The organism is Streptomyces durhamensis (genome assembly GCF_000725475.1).
GTDB classification, from domain to species: domain Bacteria; phylum Actinomycetota; class Actinomycetes; order Streptomycetales; family Streptomycetaceae; genus Streptomyces; species Streptomyces filipinensis.
Genome location: NZ_JNXR01000018.1, coordinates 128651 through 149356, shown reverse-complemented (window position 1 = coordinate 149356; position 20706 = coordinate 128651). Strand labels below are relative to the sequence as shown.

The following is a 20706-nucleotide window of genomic DNA, read 5'->3' as shown; positions in this document are numbered from 1 at the left end:
GAGAGAGAGGCGGAGGCGGGATGACCGTACTGGACCGGCGCGCGCTGAACCGGGCGCTGCTGGCGCGGCAGCTGCTGCTGGAGCGGCGGCCGGGGTCCGCCTCCGCCGTCCTGGAGCATCTGGTCGGCATGCAGGCGCAGGCGCAGGAGCCGCCCTACATCGGCCTGTGGACCCGGCTGGCCGGCTTCGCCGCCGAGGAGCTCGCGGAGCTGATCCGGGGGCGTGAGGCGGTGCGGATCGCGCTGATGCGCGGCACCATCCACCTGGTCACGGCACGGGACTGCCTGGCCCTGCGGCCGGTGCTGCAGAGCGGCCTGGACCGCCAGCTGACCAGCACCTTCGGCCGCCGGCTCGAAGGCCTCGACCTCGACGAGGTCAGCGCCTACGGGCGCAAGCTGTCCGATGCCGAACGGCTCACGCTGGGCGGCCTCGGCACGCTGCTCGCCGAACGCTGGCCGCAGTACGAGCCGTTCGCCCTCGCCAACGTCGTCCGCGCCCGCGTGCCGCTGGTGCAGCTGCCGCCACGCGGGGTGTGGGGCGAGGGCGGGCTGGCCGTGCACGGCACCGCCGAGACCTGGCTGGGGCGCCCCCTGGACACCGACACCGCGCCGGACACCCTGGTACGGCGGTATCTGGCGGCCTTCGGACCGGCCACCGTCAAGGACATCCAGGCCTGGTCCGGGCTGACCCGGATCGGCGCGGTCGTCAAGCGGCTGCGGCCCGGACTGCGGGTGTTCCAGGACGAGAACGGGGCCGACCTGTACGACGTCCCCGACGCGCCGCTGCCCGATCCCTCGACGCGGGCCCCGGTGCGGTTCCTGCCGGAGTTCGACAACATCCTGCTCGCCCACGCCGACCGCGGCCGCATCCTCACCGAGGAGCAGCGGCGCCTGGTCTTCACCCGCAACGGGCTGATCAGGTCGACGGTGCTCGTGGACGGTTTCGTGCGGGCGCTGTGGCGGATCGAGGACGGCGCCCTGGTCGTCGAGCCGCTGGGGCGCCCGCTCGCGCGCCGGGACCGCGCGGCCGTGGAACGCGAGGGCCGCGCCTTGCTGGCCTTCCTGGCACCGCACCGCACGGACCCGGAGATCCGCTGGGCCTGAGACCCCGGGCACGGCCCCGGCCGCGGGCGCGGCGCTCCGCGCGCCGGGCCGGGCGGGCCCGAGGCGCACCGGTCGGCGGAGCGCGGTCGGCGGCGCTCCCGGCGGCGGGCCGCGGGGCTCTGAGGTCCGCCGGCCCCACGGGCCCGCCGTGCGACAGCGCCGGCGGGCGGGCCCGCCGTGCGGGGGCGGCGCTCGGCGGCCGGCCCCGCATCCGCCGGGCCCCCGCACCCGCCCGGCGGCCGGCGCCGCCTGCTCGCCCCACGCTCGACCACCGCCCAAGACGCACCCGCTGTACTGGCCCCCTCGGACCGAACCAGAGAGGGAACCGCCATGCCGGACCAGCCCTTTGCGGAGCAGACCGTCGTCGTCACGGGAGGCGGCACCGGTATCGGCCGTGCCGCCGCGCTGTCGTTCGCGGAACTCGGCGCACGCACGGTGATCATCACCGGCCGGCGCAAGGAACGGCTCGCCGAGGTCGCCGCCCTGCACGAGGCGATCGTGCCGGTGGGCGCGGACGTGACCACCGAGGCCGGTGCGCAGGCCGTCGCCGACGCGGTGGGCGAGCGGGGCGGTGTGCTGGACGTACTGGTGCACAACGCGGGGATCTTCCGTTTCAGCCCGCTGGCGGCACTGGACGCGGCCACCGCCCGGGACGTCGTCGAGACCAACGTCCTCGGCCCGCTGCTGCTCACCGGCCACCTGCTGCCCCTGCTGCGCTCCCCCGGCGGCCAGATCGTGCTGGTCTCCAGCCGGGGCGGGCACAACCCGGGCCCGGACAGCTCCGTGTACTCGGCGAGCAAGGCGGCCGTGCACAGCTTCACCCGGAGCTGGGCCGCCGAGCTGGCCCCGCGCGGCATCCGGGTCAACGCCGTCGCCCCCGGCTTCGTGCGCACCGACGCCTACGCGGCCAACGGTCTGGGCCCGGAGCAGGTCGAGGGTCTGTTCGCGGGCGTCACCGCCACCGTCCCGCTGGGCCGGATCGCCGAGCCCGAGGACGTCGCCCAGTGGATCACCCGCCTCGCGGACCGGGCGAACGAGCTGGTCACCGGCCAGATCATCACGGTCGACGGCGGTCTGGACATCGCCGCCCGCTAGGGCCCCGCGGGCCCGGGCACTTTTCAGGCACCTCCCAGGCACCCACGCCTTCCGAGCCTTCCGAGCCTTCTGAGCCTTCTGAAAGGACCCACCGTGACCACCAGTGCCACCGAGGCCGTGTCCACCCCTGCCGAAGAGCCGGACGCGCCGGCCGAGGGCAAGACGTTCCCGTACCAGCGCACCTGCCCGTTCACGCCGCCCCCCGAGTACGCGGAGATGATCGGCAAGGACGTCTCGCAGGTCACCCTGACCGGCTCGGGCCTGCGCATATGGACGGTGACGGGCTACCAGACCATCAAGACGCTGCTCACCGACCCGCGGATCAGCGCCTCCCGCAAGCACGACAACTTCCCGTTCTACTTCATCGCCCCGCCCGAGTACCGCACGGAGACGTCGTTCATCGGCTACGACGGCAAGGAGCACAGCTCCACCCGGCGCAAGGCGGCGCTGACGTTCACCAACCGCCAGGTGCAGCGGCTGCGTCCGCGCATCGAGGAGATCGTCGACGACCACCTGGACAAGCTGCTCGCCCTGCAGCCCCCGGCGGACTTCCACCGGGTGTTCTCCCTCGCCGTCCCCATGACGGTGATCTGCGAGCTGCTGGGCATCCCGCAGGACCAGCACGACTTCTTCATCAAGCACGGCACGGCCCTGCTCGGCGGGCACAGCACCACCGAGGAGCGGCAGGCGGCGATCGTCGAGGTCAACGCCTACATCCGGGAGCTGATCCAGCTCAAGCGGCGCAAGCCGGGCGAGGACCTGCTGAGCCGGGCCATGGCCGACTACGCGGAGTCCGGCGAGGAGTACACCGACCGCGACCTGTTCAACATGGTGCGGCTGCTGATGAACGGCGGCCACGAGACCACCGCCAGTCAGATCTCGCTGGGCACGGCCTGCCTGCTGGAGAACCCCGACCAGCTGGAGCTGCTCCTCAACGACCCCTCCCTGGTGAAGCCCGCCGTGGAGGAGCTGGTGCGTTTCGCGACCATCGGCGACACGGCCGTACCGCGCGTCGCGCTGGAGGACATCGAGATCGGCGGCCAGGTGATCCGCAAGGGCGACGGCATCCTCTGCCTGGGACTCGCCGCCAACCGCGACCCGGAGGTCTTCCCCGAGCCGGAGAAGCTGGACATCACCCGCGGCAGCCGCAAGCACCTGGGCTTCGGGCACGGCGTGCACCACTGCATCGGCGCGGACCTGGCGCGGCTGGAGCTGGAGATCGTGTGGAGCAAGCTGTTCCAGCGCGTCCCGACGCTGAAGCTGGCCCGGCCGTTCCTGGAGATCCCGCGCAAGGAGGGCGCCGTCATCTACGGCCTGTGGGGGCTGCCCGTCACGTGGTGAGGTCGCCGCGCGTACGACGAGGGGCCCGGTACCGCATCGGTACCGGGCCCCTCGCGTCACGCCTCCTGCCGCCGGCGTCAGTCCGGGTCGGCGGCGATGTCCGGGCGCGGGGTGCGGCCCGGGCAGGTGGCCCGGGACGCCGGCAGCTCGCCGTCGACGAGGTAGCGGTGGACGACGGCGTCGACGTACGGGTTGCCGCCGAGCACGTACACCTCGTGCTCGCCGGAGTCCTCTACGGTGAGCAGATGGTGGCCGAGGCGCTCCGCCATGGCCACGCCGCCCGCGTAGTGGTCCATCGGGTCGCCGTCGGCCTGCACCACCAGGCCCACCGGGTAGCCGTCGCGGACCGGCACGACCGGGGGTTCGGCGGGCTGGAAGGCGCGGAAGGCCCCCACCCAGGGCTGGGCGCGCAGCACGCCGTAGCCGTACGGGTAGCGCTCCCGGAACTCCCGCATGTCCTGGTAGTACACCTCCAGGTCGGCGGGCCACCGGTGTTCGAGCGTGATGGCTTCCAGGACGCCGCAGCGCAGCGAGCCCTCGCTGTCGTCGGGGCGCCAGGTGCCCTGCTCCTGCAGCAGCCGCCGGCACGCGTCGGCGTCGCCCGCGGCGGCCGCCTTGCCCAACGCGGCGACGAGGGCACCGAGTTCCGCCCACTGGCCGCGGTCGGCCGCGCGGTTGCCGACGGCGCCGTCGAACAGGGTGCGCAGCTGCGGGCCCTGCCCGAGACCGTCCAGGCGTACGACGACCTCCTCGATCCCGGCGAACACCTTCTCCGGTGTGTCGCCCAGCCCGAAGTGCAGCTGGCGGGCGGCCGTCCACTCGGCCCAGCGTTCGACGTTGCGCCGCACCGCGTCGCCCTGCCACAGGAACTGCTCGCGCCAGGTCCAGTCGGGGTGGACGCACGAGTCCAGGACGCTGCGGTCGAGGCGGGCGGGGAACAGCGTGCCGTACACGGCTCCGACGTACGCGCCGTAGGCGTAGCCGACGAAGTTCAGCCGCTCCTCTTCGAGTACGCCGCGGATGACGTCCATGTCGCGGGCGGTGTTGGGGGTGCTGATGTGCCGGCGCAGCTCGCCGCCCGCGCGGGCGCAGGCCTCCTCGCGCAGCCGCATGTCCTCGGCGAGCCGAGGGAACAGCTCGTCGGGCGGGCGGGAGTCGAACGGGACGGTGGGGACGGTGACCTCGGCGAGCAGGTTGGTGGACGCGCCGGTGCCGCGCGGGTCGAACCCGATCAGGTCGTACACCTCGTGCAGCGGTGTGCCGGCGTACTTGTCGGGCAGTCCGCGGCCGGCGCCCCAGTCGCCGCCGGGGCCTCCGTTGACCCCGAGGAGGATGCCGCGCCGCCGCGTCGGCGCTGTCGCCCGGCGGCGGCTGAGGGCGATGTCGATCCGTTCGCCGTCCGGGTCCGCGTAGTCGCGCGGCACCTGGATCGTCGCGTGTTCGAGCAGTGCGTCGTCGGGGTCCGGCGACCACTGCGGTCGCTGGGCGTAGAAGTCGGTGAGCACCGCGAACCTCCGTTCTGGTCAGGAGGTTCAGCGTCCCGTCAGTGGCTTGAGGGGGCCTGGATCCTTTCCTGACGGGCGCTCCGGGCCGTGCCGCGAGGGAGGTGCCGTGCTGTGCCGTCGTTCGGCTTGCGGCTGCGTCGTGGCTGGTCGCGCAGTTCCCCGCGCCCTTCTGGGGCGCGCACCGGCACCGGCGTCACCACGCCGGACCGCATGCCCTCTCACCGCTCGGGAACGCCCTTGTCCTTCCCCCGCCCCGGCACCGCCAGGGCGGCCAGGAGACCGACGGCCGCGAAGACGGCGCCGCCGGTCAGGGCGAGGTCGTAGCCGGAGGCGAGCGCGTGGGCGGAGGCCGCCGGTCCGTGCGACGACGCCTCGTCGATACGGCGGGCCGACAGCGCGGCCAGCGTCACCAGGCCGAGGGCGCTGCCGAGCTGGCGTGTGGTGTTGAGCAGCCCGGAGCCCAGGCCCGCCTGGTGGGCGGGCAGGCCGGCGGTGGCGGCGTTCGTCGTGGCGTTGAGCACCGCGCCCATGCCGAAGCCGAGCAGCACGACGGGCCCGAGCAGGTCCGTGACGTAGGTGGCGTCCGCGTCCGCCTGCGCCATCCACAGCAGGCCGAGGCTGGACAGCGCCAGTCCGGTCAGCAGGACGGGCCGGGGCCCGGAGCGCGGGACGAGCCCGGACACACCCCAGCCGCCGACCGCGATGCCCGCCGACAGCGGCAGATAGCTCAGGCCGGTGCGCACGGGGCTGTAGCCGAGGACCTGCTGGAGCAGCAGGGTGAAGAAGTAGAAGGTGCTGAACAGCGCCGCGACGCCGAAGAAGGCGACCAGGTTGGCGGCGGCCACCGAGCGGATGCGGAAGACGTCGAGCGGGACCAGGGGATGCCGGGCGAACCGGGCCTGGATCAGTACGAACAGCACGAGCAGCGCGGCCCCGCCGACGAGCGGGGTGAGGACCGCGGCCGACGTCCAGCCGTAGGTGTGTGCCTCGGCGACCGCGCAGACCACCGCCATCAGGCCGAGCGTGACGGTGACGGCGCCGGGGACGTCGAGGCGGGGGCGCGGCCCGTCACGGTGCTGTCCCGGCGGTACGACCCAGCGGACGGTCGCGAACAGGACCAGCCCGATGGGCACGTTGATCAGGAGGGTCCAGCGCCAGGACAGCCACTCGGTGATGGCACCGCCGGCCAGCACGCCGATCGCCCCCGCGGCCCCGGACACCCCGCTCCACCAGCCGAAGGCCCGCGCGCGGGCCTCGGGCCGGGTGAACGTCGTACCGAGCACGGTGAGCGTGGCGGGCGCCATGACGGCGGCGCCCAGGCCCTGGAAGGCGCGGGCCAGGATCAGGGTCGCCGGGCTGTGCGCCAGCCCGCCGACGGCGCTGGCGAGCGTGAACAGGCCGACGCCGGCCAGGAAGATCCTGCGCTGTCCGAACAGGTCGGCCAGTCTGCCGCCGAGCAGCAGGAAGCCGCACACGACGACGGTGTAGGCGTTGTTGACCAGTTGCAGGTGGTGCCGGTCGAAGTGCAGGTCCCCGGCGATGGCGGGCAGCGCCACGTTGACCACCGAGGCGTCGAGCACGTTCATGAACTGGCCCAGGCAGCAGGCGGCGAGGACGAGCCCGAGCCGCGGCCCGGTGCGGACGGGCGTCGCGGCGGGCCGCACGGTCGAAGCGGTCATGCGGGCACGCTGCGCCCGGGTGGTCGACGGCCGATCGCGGCCGGGTCGAGTCCCGCGGACCGGGCCGGGCCGCGGGCGCGGGTGCGCCGTACGGATCCGGCCGGCCGTCTAAAGGAGCGCTCAAGGGCGTCTCAAGACCGGGCGCCCACAGTCCCCCTCCGAACGTGAGCGGGGCGGATCCGCCGCCGTCGCGGACCGGATCCCGTACCGCCGTAAGGGCCGGACGACATTCCCCGAGGAGAGCGCCATGGCCAAGATCACCTACTTGCATCCCAACGGCACCGCCACCGTCGTCGACGTCCAGGCGCCCAACACGGTCATGCGCGGCGCGAAGCTGAACAACATCGACGGCATCGAGGCGCAGTGCGGCGGCTCCGCGCAGTGCGGCACCTGCCACGTCTACGTCGACGAGCAGAGCACCGTGCCGCTGCCGTCGATGGACTCCGTCGAGGACGACGTGCTGTACGGCACGGCCTGCCCGCGCCGGGAGAACAGCCGGCTCAGCTGCCAGCTGCCGGTCACCGAGGAGCTGGACGGGCTCGTGGTGCACCTGCCCGAGGCGCAGAGCTGATGGCCGCCCGGGGGGTCGTCGTCATCGGCGCCGGACAGGGCGGCCTGGACACGGTGGCCGCGCTGCGCGCCAAGGGCTACGGCGGTCCGGTCACCCTGGTCGGCGAGGAGCCGGTGGCGCCGTACCAGCGGCCGCCGCTGTCCAAGGGCTTCCTCACCGGCGCCACGCGCCACGACGAACTGACGCTGCGCACCGAGTCGTTCTTCTCGGCGCAGGACATCACCCTGGTCTGCGGCGACCGTGCGGAGCGCGTCGAGCCGGACGTCCAGCGGGTCCGGCTGGCCTCGGGCGGCACGCTGCGCTACGACAAGCTGGTCCTCGCCACCGGTTCCCGGCCGCGCACGCTTCCGGTGCCCGGCACGGACCTGTCCGGGGTGCTGACGCTGCGCACGCTCGCCGACGCGGAGGCGCTGCGCGGCCTGCTCTCCGGTCCGCCCCGGCAGGTCGTCGTGCTCGGCGCCGGGTTCGTCGGACTGGAGACCGCCGCCACCGTGCGCGGCCTGGGCCACGACGTCACCGTGGTGGAGGCGCAGCGGCGTGTCCTCGCCCGCGCCCTGACCCCGCAGCTGTCCGAGTGGCTGGCCGGCAGGCACCGGAGCCAGGGGGTGCGGCTGCTGCTCGGCGCGGAGGTCACGGCCCTGCACGGGACCCCCGGCGGCGAGGTCGCCGGGGTGCAGCTGCTGGACGGCCGGCGGCTGCCCGCGGACCTCGTGATCGTGGGCGTCGGCGCCCTGCCCGAGACGCGGCTCGCCACCGAGGCCGGGCTCCTCGTCGGTGACGGCGTCATCGTCGACCAGTGGCTGCGCACGGACGACCGGTCCGTGTACGCCATCGGTGACTGCGCCCGTTTCCCCAGCGCCCGCCAAGGGCGCCACATTCGCCTGGAGTCGGTGCAGAACGCGTCGGACCAGGCCCGGTGCGTGGCCGCCGCGATCTGCGGCGAGTCCGTGCCGTACACCGCGGTCCCCTGGTTCTGGTCCGAGCAGTACGCGCTGCGGCTGCAGATGGCCGGACTGACCGCGGGACACGACGAGACGGTGACCGTCGGCGATCCCGACGGCGCCCGTTTCTCCGTGCTGTGTTTCCGCGCGGGCCGGCTGACCGGCGCCGAGTCGGTCGGCAGGCCCGCGGACCACGCCATCGCCCGCCGCCTGCTGTCGTCGGGCACCGGTCCCTCCCCAGCCGAGGCGCGCACCCCGGGCTTCGACCTCAAGTCCTTCGCCACGAGGCCGAGTTCACCCGCCCCGGCACATGCATGACCCCGCACACAGAACAGACAGACCCGCCCCACCCGCCAGACCGGAGCGCCGGCCACCGGCACCCGCACCAGAGAGGCTGTCCCCACATGTCCGAGAGCAGATCGACCACCCGTACCCGCCGCACCCTGCTGGCGTCGCTGACCGTGTCCGCCGCGATCGCCGGGACGCTGACCCTGTCGGCGGTGCCCAGTGGCGCGGCCCCCCGCACCGACGCCCTGGTCGGCACCTGGGACCTCACGGTCTCCGTCACCACGCCGGACGGCGGCGCCGCGGTCACCACGCCGCGCTTCGTGTTCGCCCCGGACCACCGGCTGTCGGCGGAGGGCCCCAAGGACGGCGACGGCGTGCCCGCCTACGTGGCCCACGGCTTCTGGAACGAGGACGGCCGCGGCGACATCGCGATGTACATCAACCACAACGGCCGCCCGGACGGCGCCTATCTCGGTGCCGTACAGGCCGAGCACCTCGGGCACCTCAGCCACCACGGCACCCGTTTCAGCACCCACGCCTACGCCTTCACCACCCAGCAGGACGGCACCGTGCAGGGCCCGATCTCGGTGAGCGCCCAGGCCGTCAAGGTGTCCGACGCCACCGGCCAGTGACCCACGCCGCGCGGGCCGGCGCGGCACACCCGGGTCAGACTCCGCCCCCACGTCCGAGAGGTACCCCCCATGTCTGACACCAGCACGATCGCTCATGTGCGGCCCCGCCGCGCCACCCTGCGAGCCCTCGGCCTGTGGCTCGCTCTGGTGGCCGCGGTGTTCACCGGGGCCGCCGCCGCCTCCACCGCGGCCGCCGACCCGGTCTCCCCGGCGGTGTCCCCGGTGGGCACCTGGACCACCGCCGTCACCATCGGCACCGGACCGGACGCGGTGACCTCGACCTCGCACTTCACGTTCGCCGCCGACCACACGCTGACCACGGACGGCGCACCGGGCCCGGACGGCACCCCCCAGTACCCCGGCAGCGGTTACTGGACGGCGCGGCCCGACGGCGCGTTCGCGTTCTCCATCACGCACGGCGGCCCCGACGTGGCCGACTCCGGCGGAACCTACCCGGGCACGGTGTACGCGGTGCACCAGGGCCGGATCGTCGGCAACACCTTCACCACGACCGCCGTCGCGTTCACCGTCGTCGAGAAGACCGGTGCCCGGCTCGGCCCGATCACCGTCAGCGCGCGGGGTACCCGCGTGCCCTGATCGTCGCGCGGCCCATGGGACCACGGCCCGCGCCCGGCTCGCACCCCCTCGAGCCGGGCGCGGGCCGTTCTCGTCCACCGCTCCAGCGGACGCCCCTAGCGTGCGCCATGACCACGTCTGTGTACCCCCCGCTGCAACGAAATGAGGCAGACATGACCGCATTCGCCGCCGGATCCCCGTGCTGGGTCGACGTCAGCGTCCCCGACCTGGAGGCCGCGCGACGCTTCTACGGGGCGCTGCTCGGCTGGACCTTCGAGCCGGGTGACGAGCGGTTCGGCTTCTACACGCCGGCGCTGAAGGACGGCAAGAACGTCGCCGCCCTCGCGTCCGCGCAGGGCGGTGCCCCCGCCGCCTGGAACCTGTACTTCGCCACCCCGGACGCCCAGGACCTGGCCCGGCGCATCGGGGAGGCCGGCGGCAAGGTCGTGGTGGAGCCCACCGCGATCGGCGACGCCGGGACCCTGCTGGTGGCGACCGACCCGGGCGGGGCGCACATCGGCGCCTGGCAGCCGGGCACGCGCGCGGGCTTCGACGTCCAGGGGGTGCCCGGCACGTTCTTCTGGCCGGAGATCTACACCCGGGACAAGGACGCCGTCGACCCGTTCTACGAGAGCGTGTTCGGCTTCACCGGGCAGCAGATCTCCGACGCCCCCTTCGACTTCAAGCTGTGGTTCCTGCAGGGCAACCCGCAGCCCGTCGCCGGACGCCTGCAGATGGGCGAGTTCATCCCGGCCGAGGTCCCCGCGCACGCCCTCGTCTACTTCTCGGTGGCCGACACCGACGAGACGGTGGCGAAGGTGCTGGAGCTGGGCGGCAGCGTGAGCCGTGAGCCCTCGGACAGCCCGTTCGGGCGCTCCGCCCTCGTCGCCGACGACCAGGGCGCGCGGTTCGCGGTGATGGGCCCGGTCAAGGACGCCGGCGCCGCGGCGAGCTGACCGCCGTAGCCGGACGAGCCGGTCCCGGAACCCCTGGCGGGTTCCGGGACCGGCTCTTGTGTGCTGTGCTCCGGCGCGCCGTCCGGAGGGTTTCGCTCAGTCCCCCCAGACCACCGGCAGGCTGGTCAGCGTGTGGTTGATCTCGCCGACGTGCCAGGGCAGTTCGGACTCCGGTACGGCCAGGCGCAGGTCGGGGAAGCGGGACACCAGGGCCTCGATGGCGATCACCAGCTCCATGCGGCCCAGGTGCTTGCCGAGGCAGTAGTGCAGGCCGTGGCCGAAGGAGATGTGCGGGTTGTGGTCGCGGGCCAGGTCGAGCCGGTCGGGGTCGGCGAAGACGGTCTCGTCCCGGTTGGCGGAGGCCAGGGCGAGCAGCACCGCGTCGCCCTTGCGGATGGTCACGCCGCCGACCTCGATGTCCTCCGCCGCGATCCGCGGGAACCCGGAGGTGTCGGTGGCGAACAGGTTGACGTGCCGCAGGAGTTCCTCGACGGCCACCGGGATCCGGGCGTGGTCCTCGCGCAGCCACTCCCACTTGTCGCGGGCGTCCACCAGCAGCGCCAGCACGGAGTTGGCGAGCTGGTTGGCGGTGGTGTCGAAGCCGGCGCCGATGAGCGTGAAGCCGAAGGTGACGAGCTCCTGCTCGCTGAGCCGGTCGTCGTTGTCGCGGGCGGCGATCAGCTCGGAGAGCATGTCGTCGGTGGGCTCGGCCCGCTTGTCGGCGATGAGGCCGACGATGTACTCGCTGAGCTTGGCGAGCCCGTCGAGGGACTCCTTGCCGCCGGCCCGCTCGTCGACGGTGGCGAAGGCACGGGCCCACTTCTCGAAGGTGCGCAGGTCCTCGGCCGGTACGCCGAGGAGCTCGCCGATGACGGTCAGCGGCAGCGGGACCGCGAACTCCTGCACCAGGTCGGCGGTGCCGCCGCGGGCCTCGATGCCGTCGAGGAGTTCGTCGCAGACCTTCTGCACGTTGTCCCGCATGCGCTCGATCCGGCGCATCGTGAAGGCGCCGGCCACCAGCTTGCGCAGCCGGGAGTGCTCGGGCGAGTCCAGCGAGATGATCATCTCGGGGGTGGTGTGCATGGTGCCGCCGATCCGCGGGGCGCCCTCGCCGCAGGCCATGGCCCGGCTCAGCCGGGGGTCGGCGGACAGCTCCCGCACGTCCTGGTAGCGGGTCACCAGCCAGGCGTCCACCCCGCCCGCGGTGCGCACCTTGACCACCGGCCGGGTCTGGCGCAGCTCCGCGTAGCGCGGTGCCGGTCCCCGGTACGACGAACCGGGCAGGGGGTACACATCGGATTCCTGAAGGGCAGTCACCGTGACTCCTTCGATGTAGCGGCCAAGGTCTCCACCACCGTAGGAACCGGTGATGGAGACCAAGTCGGCTGGAACTGGAGCCGTTTCGGCGGGGCCCCCTCAGATGTCGGCGGGGCCGAGCAGCACCGTGGAGTAGTTCTTGCGGGCCGCGGTGTCGTACTGCAGGGCGACGTGGCTGGTGGCCGAGGTGACGTCCCGCCATATCCGCTGCAGGGCGTGAGTCTCCCCGAGGCCGCCGGTGCCGGTGGCGCGGACCAGCAGCTCCAGGGCGCCCTGGAGGAGTTCGGCGGAGAAGGTGGCGTTGCGCTCGTTGCGTGCCATCAGCTCGGGCGTGAAGGCGCGCGTGTCGAGGACGCCGGCGTTCTGCTCGACGAGGTGCCGGGCCGCGTCGATGCGTCCGGAGGCCCGTACCAGCTTGGTCTCGGCGGTGACGGTGCGCTTGCGTCCGGTCAGCAGCCCGCCGGCCGCCTGCAGCGCGCCGGCCGCGGCGCCCACCACGGGCGCGATGAAGGTCAGCCCGCCGACGGCCTGGAACGGCACGTTGTGGGCGGGCACCTCGGACGTGGCGTTGCGCCCGCTGAGCATGTCGGTGCGGGCGAACGACAGATGATCCGGTACGAGGGTGTCGTCGACGACGACCGTGTGGCTGCCGGTGGCCCGCATACCGACGCTGTCCCAGGTCCGTTCGACGCTGAACGCGCCCTGGGGCAGTGCGAAGAACCGCAGCTCGGGCGGGCCGTCGTCGTGGGACGAGGCGACCGCGCCGCACAGCAGCGCCCAGTCGGCGAAGTCGATGCCGCTGACGTAGGCCCAGCGGCCCGTGAGCCGCCAGCCGCCGTCGGCCGCCCGGGCCCGTCCGGCCGGCATCAGTCCCGTGGCGATGACCGTGTCGGGGCTCTGGCCCCACAGCGCCCGGTGCCCCTCGGCGGGCAGGTGGGCGGCGAAGCGTGCCGAGTACGCGGCCAGGGACGCGCACCACGCGGTGGCGGCACAGCCCTCGCCGACGGTGAGGACCGCGCGGGTCAGCTCACCGAACGTGCCCTCGCTGCCGCCCCACCGCCCGGCCACGAAGTGCCGGGCGAAGCCGGCCTCGGTCAGCGCCTCGGTCACCGCCGGGGCGAGAGCGCGCTGCCGGTCCGCCTCGGGGGCGTGCTCGGCCGCGAGCAGACGCAGTTTGTCGGCGGCGGGGAGCAGTCCTGTTCCGTTGCCGGAGTCGTTTCCCATCCCTGTGACCTCCTGTCGTGACGAGACGTTCAGACGCCGCGCGCGACGGCCTGCGCGAAGCGCTCCAGGGTCTCCCCCGGGCTGGGACCGTCCAGGGCGCGGAAGATCCGCTCGGCGCCCTCACCGTGCTTGTGCAGCTTGACGTGTGCGAGCGACACCTTGGTGTGCGTGGCGTCCACGGGCTCGATGTCGAGCTCGATCTCACTGGCCCGCTCGTCGTCCGGGATGGACTGCCAGTTCCCGTCGATGCGCCAGGTCATGACGAGCCGGCGGCCCGGCTCCCACTCCAGGACCCGGCCCCAGGCGATCTCGGTGCCCTCCACGTCCCACTCGTAGTACCGGCCGCCCACACCCGGCTCGAAGGCGAGCCCGGCCCGTTCCTTCTTGACCAGCACGTGGGAGGGCGGCCACCACTCCGCCGGCCGCTCGGTGAACACGCGGAAGCAGTCCGCTGCGCTGGCCTCGACTGTCACCGACTTGCGTACGTCGGGGATGGTCTGTGTCTGTTCGGGCACGGGTCCTCCTCGTCAGCGGTCTTCACAGGTTCGGCCACGCTGACGTGTGGGGCTCGATATGTGCCGGAACGGTGGTGGGGCCGCGATCGGGGATGCCGCGTGGGGCCGTCCGGCGGGTGCTGCGCCGTCGTGGCTTGTCGCGCAGGTCCCCGCGCCCCTGACGGGCGCTGAGCACCTGCTCCGGTGGGAGGCGAGCGCAGTCCTAGGCGACGCGGTCACGGTCGTCCCGTTCCCGGCCCCACGACCTCTTGGGAGAGCACGATGACAGAAGCGGGACGACGGGTTGCCTTCGTCACCGGCGCGACCAGCGGGATCGGGCTGGCCGTGACCGAGCTGCTGGCCCGGCAGGGGGCGGCGGTGTTCGGGGTGGCGCGTGCCGAGGAAAGCGTCACCACGGTGGTGAAGCGGCTGCGCGAGGAGGGCCTGGAGGTCTCCGGCGCGGTCTGCGACGTCACTTCCAGCGAGCAGGTGAAGGCCGCCGTCGAGGCGGCGGTGGCCGCGTACGGGCGGATCGACATCCTCGTCAACAACGCGGGCCGGGGCGGCGGCGGCGTCACCGCCGAGCTGCCGGACGCCCTGTGGCTCGACGTGATCGACACCAACCTGAACGGTACGTTCCGGGTGACCCGCGAGGTGCTGAGCACCGGACGGATGCGGGACGGCGACTGGGGCCGCATCATCAACATCGCCTCCACCGGCGGCAAGCAGGGCGTCGAGCTGGCCGCCCCCTACTCGGCCTCCAAGCACGGCGTCGTCGGCTTCACCAAGGCCGTGGGCAAGGAGCTGGCGAAGACCGGCATCACGGTGAACGCGGTGTGCCCCGGCTACGTCGAGACCCCGATGGCACAGCGGGTGAGGCAGGGTTACGCCGGCCACTACGGCGTGAGCGAGCAGGAGATGCTCGAGAAGTTCAACGCGAAGATCCCGCTGGGCCGCTACTCCACCCCCGAGGAGGTGGCGGGCCTGGTCGGCTATCTCGCCTCGGACACCGCCGCCTCCATCACCGCCCAGGCGCTCAACGTCTGCGGCGGCCTGGGCAACTACTGATCCCCACCGACCGCCGCCGACCCCGCTACGAGAGACGGAGCCTGACCGATGACCGACACCGGTGGCACGCTGCTCGCCGAACCCACAACCGACGTCGCCGCCTTCCGGGCCGCGATGGGCCGCTTCCCCACCGGGGTCACCCTGCTCACGCAGGGCAGCGGCGACGACACCATCGTCATGACCCTCAACAGTCTGACCTCGGTGTCCCTCGACCCGATGCTGCTGCTGGTCTCGGTCAAGGCGGACGGCCGGATGCGTCCGAAGATCCAGCGCGGCGGCGGCTTCGCCGTGAACGTGCTCAGCGAGTCGCAGCGCGACCTGGCCCAGGAGTTCTGCCGTCCGGACCGCCCGGCGGGCCGGGCCGCGATGACGCGCCTCGGCGCGGTCGAGGGCACCCTCGGCCACGCCGTCCTCCCCGCGGCCGAGGCGTACTTCGAGTGCGAGCTGCACGACGAGCACGAGGCCGGCGACCACGTCCTGCTCATCGGCCGGATCGTGACCGTGCACAACCGGTCCGGCGAGGCCCGGCCGCTCGTCTTCCACCGCGGCACGTACGCGCACGTCACCGCTGCCGCACCGGCCGCCGGGGACCGGGGCAGGGCGGCATGAGCGCTCCCGCCCAGGCGCCGCCGTCGCTGGAGCAGGTGGCTGAGGGCGTGTACGCGTATGTGCAGCCCGGCGGCGGATGGTGTGTGAACAACGCGGGCCTGGTGGTCGGCGAGGACTTCGCGGTCCTCGTCGACACGGCGGCTACCGAGGCCCGCACCCGGCGGCTGCGCGAGGCCGTCGAACGGGTCGTGCCCGGCGGGGTGGACTTCGTGGTCAACACCCACTTCCACGGCGACCACACCTTCGGCAACGGCCAGTTCACGCCGCGGGCACTGGTCGTCGCGCACACCGGGACCCGCTCGGACAGCGCGGAGGCGGGTCTGCACCTGCGGGGGCTGTGGCCCGGCGTGGAGTGGGGCGAGACACCGCTCACCCTGCCCTCGCTCACCTTCCAGGACACGCTGACGCTGCACACGGGCGGCCCGCGGGCCGAGCTGATCCATGTGGGCCCGGCGCACACCACGAACGACGTGGTCGTGTGGGTCCCCGAGCGGGCGGTGCTGTTCACCGGCGACGTCGTGTGGTCGGGGGTCACCCCGTACGTCCTGATGGGCTCGGTCAGCGGTTCGCTGGAGGCGCTGCGGCGGCTGCGCGCGCTGGGTCCGCGCACGGTGGTCCCGGGCCACGGTCCGGCCGGTGGCCCGGAGCTGCTGGACTTCACGGAGGCGTATCTGCGGCTGCTGGACCGCCTGGCCGCGGACGGTCTGCGCGAGGGCCTGTCCCCACTGCAGGCCGCGGAGCGCGCCGACCTGGGCGAGTTCGCCGGTCTGGTCGACGCCGAGCGCCTGGTGGGCAATCTGCACCGGGCCTACGCCGAGCGGCAGGGCCTGCCCCCGGGCGCCCGGCTCGACGTCGTGGCGTCCTTCAAGGAGATGGTCGCCTTCCACGGCGGCCTGCCCGCCTGCCACGCCTGAGCCACCCGCACGACCCGCACAGCACAACGGGGATGCGCCGGACGGTCGTACACCGTCCGGCGCATCCCCGCTCGCCGTTCGCGCCCAGGGCCTCAGCCGGCCTGCACGGGCGGCTCCACCGGGGTGTCGCGGTGGATCACCCGGCGCCTGGTGTGGAGCACTCCGTCCCGGCGCACCAGCTCGTCCTCGACGGTGAAGGTCGGCTCGAAGACGACGTTGCCCTCACGGTCGGTCTGGGTGACGAGCGAGTAGTACGACACGTGCAGGGTGTCCCCGTCGACCGGGTCGGCCTCGATCAGCACGTGGTCGAACCAGTGCCGTACGGCGATGTCGCGGTAGCGGGGGAGCGCGGCCCGCATCCCCGCGAGCATCTGCTCACGCCCGCGCTGCACGTGCCCGCCCGCGTGCACGACCTCCCCGTCCTCGGTGAACGTGGCGGCGAACCCCTCGATGTCCAGCGCGTCGACCCGGCGCATCTGCCACGCGTAGAACGTCCGGACCTCGGCGTAGACCTCCCCGGAGACCTGTGCGTACGTATTCCTGACCGCCTGGGACACGGCGTCTCCCCTCAGTGACAACGGCCGCCCCACTCCGGCAGCCCGACTACCCCCACGCTGCCCGCTCCCGCTCCAGGCCCGCTGGAGGGCCGGTCAGCCGGGCGTCCGGCTTTCTTTACGTTTCCCTGACGCCCCGGCCGCATCCGGCCACCCCCGCCCCGGTGTCCTCCTGGTTGTCCTGTACCGGACGGAACAACGCGTCGGAGATGGGAGTGCCATGGAAGGCACCGTCGTCGCAGTGGTCGTCGTCGTACTGCTCCTGCTGTTCGTGCTGAAGAGCGGGATGCGGGTCGTCAACCAGGTGGAGCGCGGGGTGGTGTTCCGCTGGGGCAAGGCCCTGCCGAGCCACCGTCCGCCCGGCATCACCTTCCTCATCCCGTTCGCCGACCGGATGCGCAAGGTGAACGTGCAGATCGTGACCATGCCCGTGCCCACGCAGGAGGGCATCACCCGGGACAACGTGTCGGTGAAGGTCGACGCGGTCGTCTACTTCCGGGTGACCGACCCGGTGCGCGCGGCCATCGAGGTCCAGGACTACGTCTTCGCGGTCGGCCAGGTCGCCCAGTCCTCGCTGCGCTCCATCATCGGCAAGAGCGACCTCGACGACCTCCTCTCCGACCGGGAGCGGCTGCACGAGGGACTGGCCCTGATGATCGACAGCCCGGCCGCCGGCTGGGGCGTCCACATCGACCGCGTCGAGATCAAGGACGTCCAGCTGCCGGAGTCGCTGAAGCGGTCCATGTCCCGCCAGGCCGAGGCCGAGCGGGAACGGCGGGCCCGGGTCATCACCGCCGACGGCGAGTTCCAGGCCGCCCAGCAGCTCGCCAACGCGTCGAGGATCATGTCCGACACCCCCGAGGCGATGCAGCTGCGGCTTCTGCAGACGGTCGTGGAGGTGGCCGCCGAGAAGAACTCGACCCTCGTCATGCCCTTCCCGGTCGAACTGCTGCGTTACTTCGACCGGGCCGTCAAGAAGATCGACGCCGACCTCAACGTGCCCCGGCAGGCTCCGGCTCCGGCGCGGGAGACCGACGACCGGCCGTAGCCAGCGCCAGCGTGACGCACACCGAGCCCGCCGCCATCACCGTCATCCCCACGGCGGGCGAGGTGAGCTGCGCCATCGTCCCGGCCACCGTCGCGCTCGCCCCCTGCAGGGTCAGCATCCCCGCCGAGTGCAGCCCGAGGGCCTGACCGGCGAGTTCCCCCGGCGTCAGCTCCATCAGCCGCTCCTGCTGCAGCAGACTCGCACCGAACCCGACGGAGGCGACCGCCACGCACACCGCCGCCACCGGCAGCGGCGGATGCGCGCAGAACACCAGGTACGGCGCGGCGAGCAGCAGCAGGAGCGGGGTCGCCAGCCGGCGCCGTACGGCGGGCGGCAGCAGCCGTCCGACCGCCACGTCCCCGGCGAACATCCCGAACGCGCCGCAGGCGAACAGCGTGCCGGCGGCGTGCGGCGCGTACGCCACGTACAGCGACTCGCTGCCGACGACCATGCCGTTGGGCAGCCACAGGCCGAGGTAGGTGAGGCGGCGCCGGCGGGACGACCAGAGCAGGGCGTTGGTGCGCCAGGTCGCCGCCGCGGAGGGGCGGCCCGCGGCCCGGGGCGGACGGGCGGTCAGGCCGAGCCGCAGCACCAGCGCGGCGAGCAGGTACAGCCCGGCGGCCGACAGCAGGCACATCCGCGGGGAGAACGCGGTGAGCAGGGCCCCGCCGGTGGCGAACCCGGCGATCTGCAGCAGCCCGCCCATCATGTTGAACAGCGAACGCCCCGGCAGGTAGCGGCCCTTGTCGAGCACCTCGTTCAGCAGCCCCCAGCGGACCCCGCCGCCCAGCGAGGCCACGAGCCCCAGCACCAGCACGACGCCGAAGACCGCGCCGACCGGCAGCCCGGGCACCGCCTGCACCGCCGTCCCGGCGGCGAACACCAGCGCGATCGCGCCCAGCGCCGTACGCGGCGGCAGCCGGTCGGCGCCGGACAGCAGGAAGCTCGCGCCGAGCACCTGGGCGAGCGAGGGGCCGAACATGCTCACCGCCGACAGCAGCGGCGATCCGGTCGCCCGGTACACGAGCGTGCCGAGGGCCAGCTCGCCGACGGTCTGCGCGGCGGTCTGCGCGGCCGAGCCGAGGAAGAGCGGGGTGAACTCCGGGGTGCGGAACAGGGATCGGTAACCAGGCATGCCCGGGAGTCTCGGCCGGCCCGCACGCGGCCCGATATTGTTTCGCGCGGGCGCGAAAGGCCGTACGGCCGTGAGGGGGGCCGGGATGGGCTGGTGGGAGCTCAACGCGGACACGCTCGCCCGCAGCCGGTTCGTCGTCTCGCCGCTCGCCGAGACCTTCGCGAACCTGAAGCTGCTGCACGCGGCGGACGCCGCACATCCCGGTGAGCAGCGGTGGCTGAGGTCCCATCTGCCGGCCTACCGGGCGCTGCTGGCCGCCGATCCGGTGACGGACCGGCTGGTCGGCGCCGGACTCGGCCGGAACTGGATCGCCGACTTCCTGACACCGCCGCCCCGGGGCGGCGAGCGGTTCCCCGACGAGGTGGCCCGCGTCCGGGCGGCCCCGCCCGACGCGGCCCGCGCTCATCTGCGCACCGCGCTCGGCGGCCCGCTCCCCGCCGAGCTGGACCGCGACGACCTGCCCGAACGGGCGGCCCGGCTCCTGGAGTGGGTGTGGGGAGAGACCGTACGGCCGTCCTGGGAGCGGCGCCGGCGGGTGCTGGAGGCGGACGTGGTCGCGCGGACGGCGCAGGTGAGCCGGGGCGGCTGGGCGAGCGTGCTCGACGCGCTGCGCCCCGGACGCACCAGATGGCTCGGCGGGAACCGCCTCCAGATCAACCCGCACGCGTACCCGCCCCGCGAGATCTCGGGCGCCGAGCTGCTCCTCGTGCCGGTGACCGTGCAGCGGGCGGGCTGGGTGGCCTGGGAGGACGGGGTGCGCTACGCGGCGGTCTACCCGTGCACCGGCGCCCTCGCCCACCCCGCCGCCCGGACCGTCCCGTCGGCCCTGGGCGCGCTCCTGGGGCCGGCCCGCGCCGACGTCCTGCTCCTCCTCGCGTCCCCCCTGAGCACCACCCAGCTCACGGCGGTGACCGGCCAGGGGCTGGGATCGGTGGGCCGCCATCTGAGGGTGCTGCGGGAGGCGGGCCTCATCGAACGGCGCCGAGCGGGACGCTCCGTGCTGTACCTCCGCACACAGGCCGGTGACGTCCTGACGCAAGCGGTTCGGCAGTGTCCCGGAGGGGCGCGGGGAGCGGCGCGCCCAGCCCCCACCGACCCGCGGCCGAAGACGGCCCCTGACCGCCCGGACCGCGGAGCGCATAGCATCCAGCCATGACCAACGTACTGAACGTCGACATCGACGCCCTCACCGGCGGCCCCGCGGACCTTGCCCAGTACGCCGGGAAAGCCGTCCTCATCGTGAACGTCGCCTCGAAGTGCGGCCTCACCCCCCAGTACACGGGCCTGGAGAAGCTGCAGGAACGGTACGCCGCACGCGGCTTCACCGTGCTCGGCGTGCCCTGCAACCAGTTCCTCGGGCAGGAGCCAGGCACCGCCGAGGAGATCGCCGAGTTCTGCTCGGCGACGTACGGCGTGACCTTCCCGCTCACCGAGAAGGCCGAGGTGAACGGCGAGGGCCGGCACCCGCTGTACGAGCGGCTCGTCGGCTTCGCGGACGACGAGGGGCACAGCGGTGACATCCGCTGGAACTTCGAGAAGTTCCTGATCGGCCGGGACGGCACGGTCGTCGCCCGCTTCTCGCCGCAGACCGAGCCGGAGTCGGACGCGGTCGTGACGGCCATCGAGGCCCAGCTCGCCTGAGCCCGGCTTGACCCT

The 20706-nt window shown here is 73.4% G+C and carries 20 protein-coding genes and 1 pseudogene; 14 read left to right on the top strand and 7 right to left on the bottom strand.

The features are described 5' to 3' along the window. Positions 1-20 precede the first annotated feature (20 nt). From IO33_RS0126875 to IO33_RS0126865, 3 genes are all read left to right on the top strand, one after another. Positions 21-1103 carry a winged helix DNA-binding domain-containing protein gene (locus IO33_RS0126875; protein ID WP_031169505.1) on the top strand — a complete coding sequence of 361 codons (1083 nt, stop codon included), beginning with the start codon at positions 21-23 and terminating at the stop codon, positions 1101-1103. Positions 1104-1433: 330 nt separating this feature from the next. After that, positions 1434-2198: an SDR family NAD(P)-dependent oxidoreductase gene (locus IO33_RS0126870; protein ID WP_031169503.1), complete on the top strand. Its 765-nt coding sequence runs from the start codon at positions 1434-1436 to the stop codon at positions 2196-2198. 93 nt (positions 2199-2291) lie between these two features. Then, positions 2292-3539: a cytochrome P450 gene (locus IO33_RS0126865; protein WP_031169501.1), complete on the top strand. Its 1248-nt coding sequence runs from the start codon at positions 2292-2294 to the stop codon at positions 3537-3539. A 77-nt stretch (positions 3540-3616) separates the two neighbouring features. Here the strand turns inward: IO33_RS0126865 and IO33_RS0126860 are convergent, their stop codons facing one another. Beyond that, positions 3617-5044, bottom strand: a complete 1428-nt coding sequence (locus IO33_RS0126860) for an alpha/beta fold hydrolase (RefSeq protein WP_031169499.1) — start codon at positions 5042-5044, stop codon at positions 3617-3619. A gap of 218 nt (positions 5045-5262) precedes the next feature. Beyond that, a complete protein-coding gene (locus IO33_RS0126855; RefSeq protein ID WP_031169497.1) occupies positions 5263-6723 on the bottom strand; it encodes an MFS transporter in 1461 nt (486 codons plus the stop codon). Positions 6724-6970: 247 nt separating this feature from the next. Here IO33_RS0126855 and IO33_RS0126850 point away from each other — a divergent pair, with 247 nt between their 5' ends. From IO33_RS0126850 to IO33_RS0126830, 5 genes are all read left to right on the top strand, one after another. Next, complete coding sequence (locus IO33_RS0126850; RefSeq protein WP_031169495.1) at positions 6971-7294, top strand: 2Fe-2S iron-sulfur cluster-binding protein; 324 nt, start codon at positions 6971-6973, stop codon at positions 7292-7294. After that, complete coding sequence (locus IO33_RS0126845) at positions 7294-8553, top strand: NAD(P)/FAD-dependent oxidoreductase (RefSeq protein ID WP_037686002.1); 1260 nt, start codon at positions 7294-7296, stop codon at positions 8551-8553. The genes IO33_RS0126850 and IO33_RS0126845 overlap by 1 nt, the downstream gene beginning before the upstream one ends. Positions 8554-8639: 86 nt before the next feature. Then, the gene (locus tag IO33_RS0126840) at positions 8640-9155 is read left to right on the top strand and encodes a hypothetical protein (RefSeq protein WP_031169491.1); all 516 of its coding nucleotides are present in this window, start codon (positions 8640-8642) and stop codon (positions 9153-9155) included. A gap of 69 nt (positions 9156-9224) precedes the next feature. Further along, complete coding sequence (locus IO33_RS0126835; RefSeq protein WP_031169489.1) at positions 9225-9752, top strand: hypothetical protein; 528 nt, start codon at positions 9225-9227, stop codon at positions 9750-9752. Positions 9753-9904: 152 nt separating this feature from the next. Then, the gene (locus IO33_RS0126830) at positions 9905-10687 is read left to right on the top strand and encodes a VOC family protein (protein ID WP_031169488.1); all 783 of its coding nucleotides are present in this window, start codon (positions 9905-9907) and stop codon (positions 10685-10687) included. Between the two features lie 96 nt (positions 10688-10783). Here the strand turns inward: IO33_RS0126830 and IO33_RS0126825 are convergent, their stop codons facing one another. From IO33_RS0126825 to IO33_RS0126815, 3 genes are all read right to left on the bottom strand, one after another. Then, positions 10784-12004, bottom strand: a complete 1221-nt coding sequence (locus IO33_RS0126825; RefSeq protein ID WP_078963906.1) for a cytochrome P450 — start codon at positions 12002-12004, stop codon at positions 10784-10786. A 99-nt stretch (positions 12005-12103) separates the two neighbouring features. Beyond that, positions 12104-13228: an acyl-CoA dehydrogenase family protein gene (locus tag IO33_RS0126820; RefSeq protein ID WP_051926983.1), complete on the bottom strand. Its 1125-nt coding sequence runs from the start codon at positions 13226-13228 to the stop codon at positions 12104-12106. Between the two features lie 29 nt (positions 13229-13257). Further along, complete coding sequence (locus tag IO33_RS0126815; protein WP_051926982.1) at positions 13258-13743, bottom strand: SRPBCC domain-containing protein; 486 nt, start codon at positions 13741-13743, stop codon at positions 13258-13260. 261 nt (positions 13744-14004) lie between these two features. Here IO33_RS0126815 and IO33_RS0126810 point away from each other — a divergent pair, with 261 nt between their 5' ends. From IO33_RS0126810 to IO33_RS0126800, 3 genes are read left to right on the top strand one after another with little or no spacing between them, the layout of a single operon-like run. Next, complete coding sequence (locus IO33_RS0126810; RefSeq protein ID WP_031169480.1) at positions 14005-14790, top strand: SDR family NAD(P)-dependent oxidoreductase; 786 nt, start codon at positions 14005-14007, stop codon at positions 14788-14790. A 48-nt stretch (positions 14791-14838) separates the two neighbouring features. Further along, positions 14839-15399 (top strand): flavin reductase family protein, encoded by a 561-nt coding sequence (locus IO33_RS0126805; protein WP_051926981.1) that lies wholly within the window; start codon positions 14839-14841, stop codon positions 15397-15399. After that, complete coding sequence (locus tag IO33_RS0126800; protein WP_031169476.1) at positions 15396-16313, top strand: MBL fold metallo-hydrolase; 918 nt, start codon at positions 15396-15398, stop codon at positions 16311-16313. The genes IO33_RS0126805 and IO33_RS0126800 overlap by 4 nt, the downstream gene beginning before the upstream one ends. Positions 16314-16405: 92 nt before the next feature. Here IO33_RS0126800 and IO33_RS0126795 read toward each other — a convergent pair whose 3' ends face one another. Next, positions 16406-16870: a nuclear transport factor 2 family protein gene (locus IO33_RS0126795; RefSeq protein ID WP_031169474.1), complete on the bottom strand. Its 465-nt coding sequence runs from the start codon at positions 16868-16870 to the stop codon at positions 16406-16408. 217 nt (positions 16871-17087) lie between these two features. On the opposite strand from IO33_RS0126795, the pseudogene IO33_RS0126790 reads away from it, so the two are divergent. Continuing rightward, positions 17088-17912: pseudogene (locus IO33_RS0126790) on the top strand (slipin family protein); the annotation flags it as partial. Here IO33_RS0126790 and IO33_RS0126785 read toward each other — a convergent pair. After that, positions 17860-19050: an MFS transporter gene (locus IO33_RS0126785; RefSeq protein WP_031169471.1), complete on the bottom strand. Its 1191-nt coding sequence runs from the start codon at positions 19048-19050 to the stop codon at positions 17860-17862. The pseudogene IO33_RS0126790 and the gene IO33_RS0126785 overlap by 53 nt on opposite strands. Positions 19051-19135: 85 nt before the next feature. On the opposite strand from IO33_RS0126785, the gene IO33_RS0126780 reads away from it, so the two are divergent. Together IO33_RS0126780 and IO33_RS0126775 are read left to right on the top strand one after the other, a co-directional pair. Further along, positions 19136-20206 (top strand): ArsR/SmtB family transcription factor, encoded by a 1071-nt coding sequence (locus IO33_RS0126780; RefSeq protein ID WP_078963905.1) that lies wholly within the window; start codon positions 19136-19138, stop codon positions 20204-20206. Further along, positions 20203-20691, top strand: a complete 489-nt coding sequence (locus IO33_RS0126775; RefSeq protein WP_031169467.1) for a glutathione peroxidase — start codon at positions 20203-20205, stop codon at positions 20689-20691. The genes IO33_RS0126780 and IO33_RS0126775 overlap by 4 nt, the downstream gene beginning before the upstream one ends. Positions 20692-20706 lie beyond the last annotated feature (15 nt).

Excerpts from the sequence above, each read along its gene's own strand:
- IO33_RS0126775 (WP_031169467.1), top strand. The coding sequence starts at position 20,203 with ATGACCAACGTACTGAACGTCGACATCGACGCCCTCACCGGCGGCCCC.
- IO33_RS0126800 (WP_031169476.1), top strand. The coding sequence starts at position 15,396 with ATGAGCGCTCCCGCCCAGGCGCCGCCGTCGCTGGAGCAGGTGGCTGAG.
- IO33_RS0126840 (WP_031169491.1), top strand. The coding sequence starts at position 8,640 with ATGTCCGAGAGCAGATCGACCACCCGTACCCGCCGCACCCTGCTGGCG.
- IO33_RS0126805 (WP_051926981.1), top strand. The coding sequence starts at position 14,839 with ATGACCGACACCGGTGGCACGCTGCTCGCCGAACCCACAACCGACGTC.
- IO33_RS0126810 (WP_031169480.1), top strand. The coding sequence starts at position 14,005 with ATGACAGAAGCGGGACGACGGGTTGCCTTCGTCACCGGCGCGACCAGC.
- IO33_RS0126780 (WP_078963905.1), top strand. The coding sequence starts at position 19,136 with ATGGGCTGGTGGGAGCTCAACGCGGACACGCTCGCCCGCAGCCGGTTC.
- IO33_RS0126845 (WP_037686002.1), top strand. The coding sequence starts at position 7,294 with ATGGCCGCCCGGGGGGTCGTCGTCATCGGCGCCGGACAGGGCGGCCTG.
- IO33_RS0126855 (WP_031169497.1), bottom strand. The coding sequence starts at position 6,723 with ATGACCGCTTCGACCGTGCGGCCCGCCGCGACGCCCGTCCGCACCGGG.
- IO33_RS0126835 (WP_031169489.1), top strand. The coding sequence starts at position 9,225 with ATGTCTGACACCAGCACGATCGCTCATGTGCGGCCCCGCCGCGCCACC.
- IO33_RS0126850 (WP_031169495.1), top strand. The coding sequence starts at position 6,971 with ATGGCCAAGATCACCTACTTGCATCCCAACGGCACCGCCACCGTCGTC.
- IO33_RS0126875 (WP_031169505.1), top strand. The coding sequence starts at position 21 with ATGACCGTACTGGACCGGCGCGCGCTGAACCGGGCGCTGCTGGCGCGG.
- IO33_RS0126830 (WP_031169488.1), top strand. The coding sequence starts at position 9,905 with ATGACCGCATTCGCCGCCGGATCCCCGTGCTGGGTCGACGTCAGCGTC.
- IO33_RS0126785 (WP_031169471.1), bottom strand. The coding sequence starts at position 19,050 with ATGCCTGGTTACCGATCCCTGTTCCGCACCCCGGAGTTCACCCCGCTC.
- IO33_RS0126820 (WP_051926983.1), bottom strand. The coding sequence starts at position 13,228 with ATGGGAAACGACTCCGGCAACGGAACAGGACTGCTCCCCGCCGCCGAC.
- IO33_RS0126870 (WP_031169503.1), top strand. The coding sequence starts at position 1,434 with ATGCCGGACCAGCCCTTTGCGGAGCAGACCGTCGTCGTCACGGGAGGC.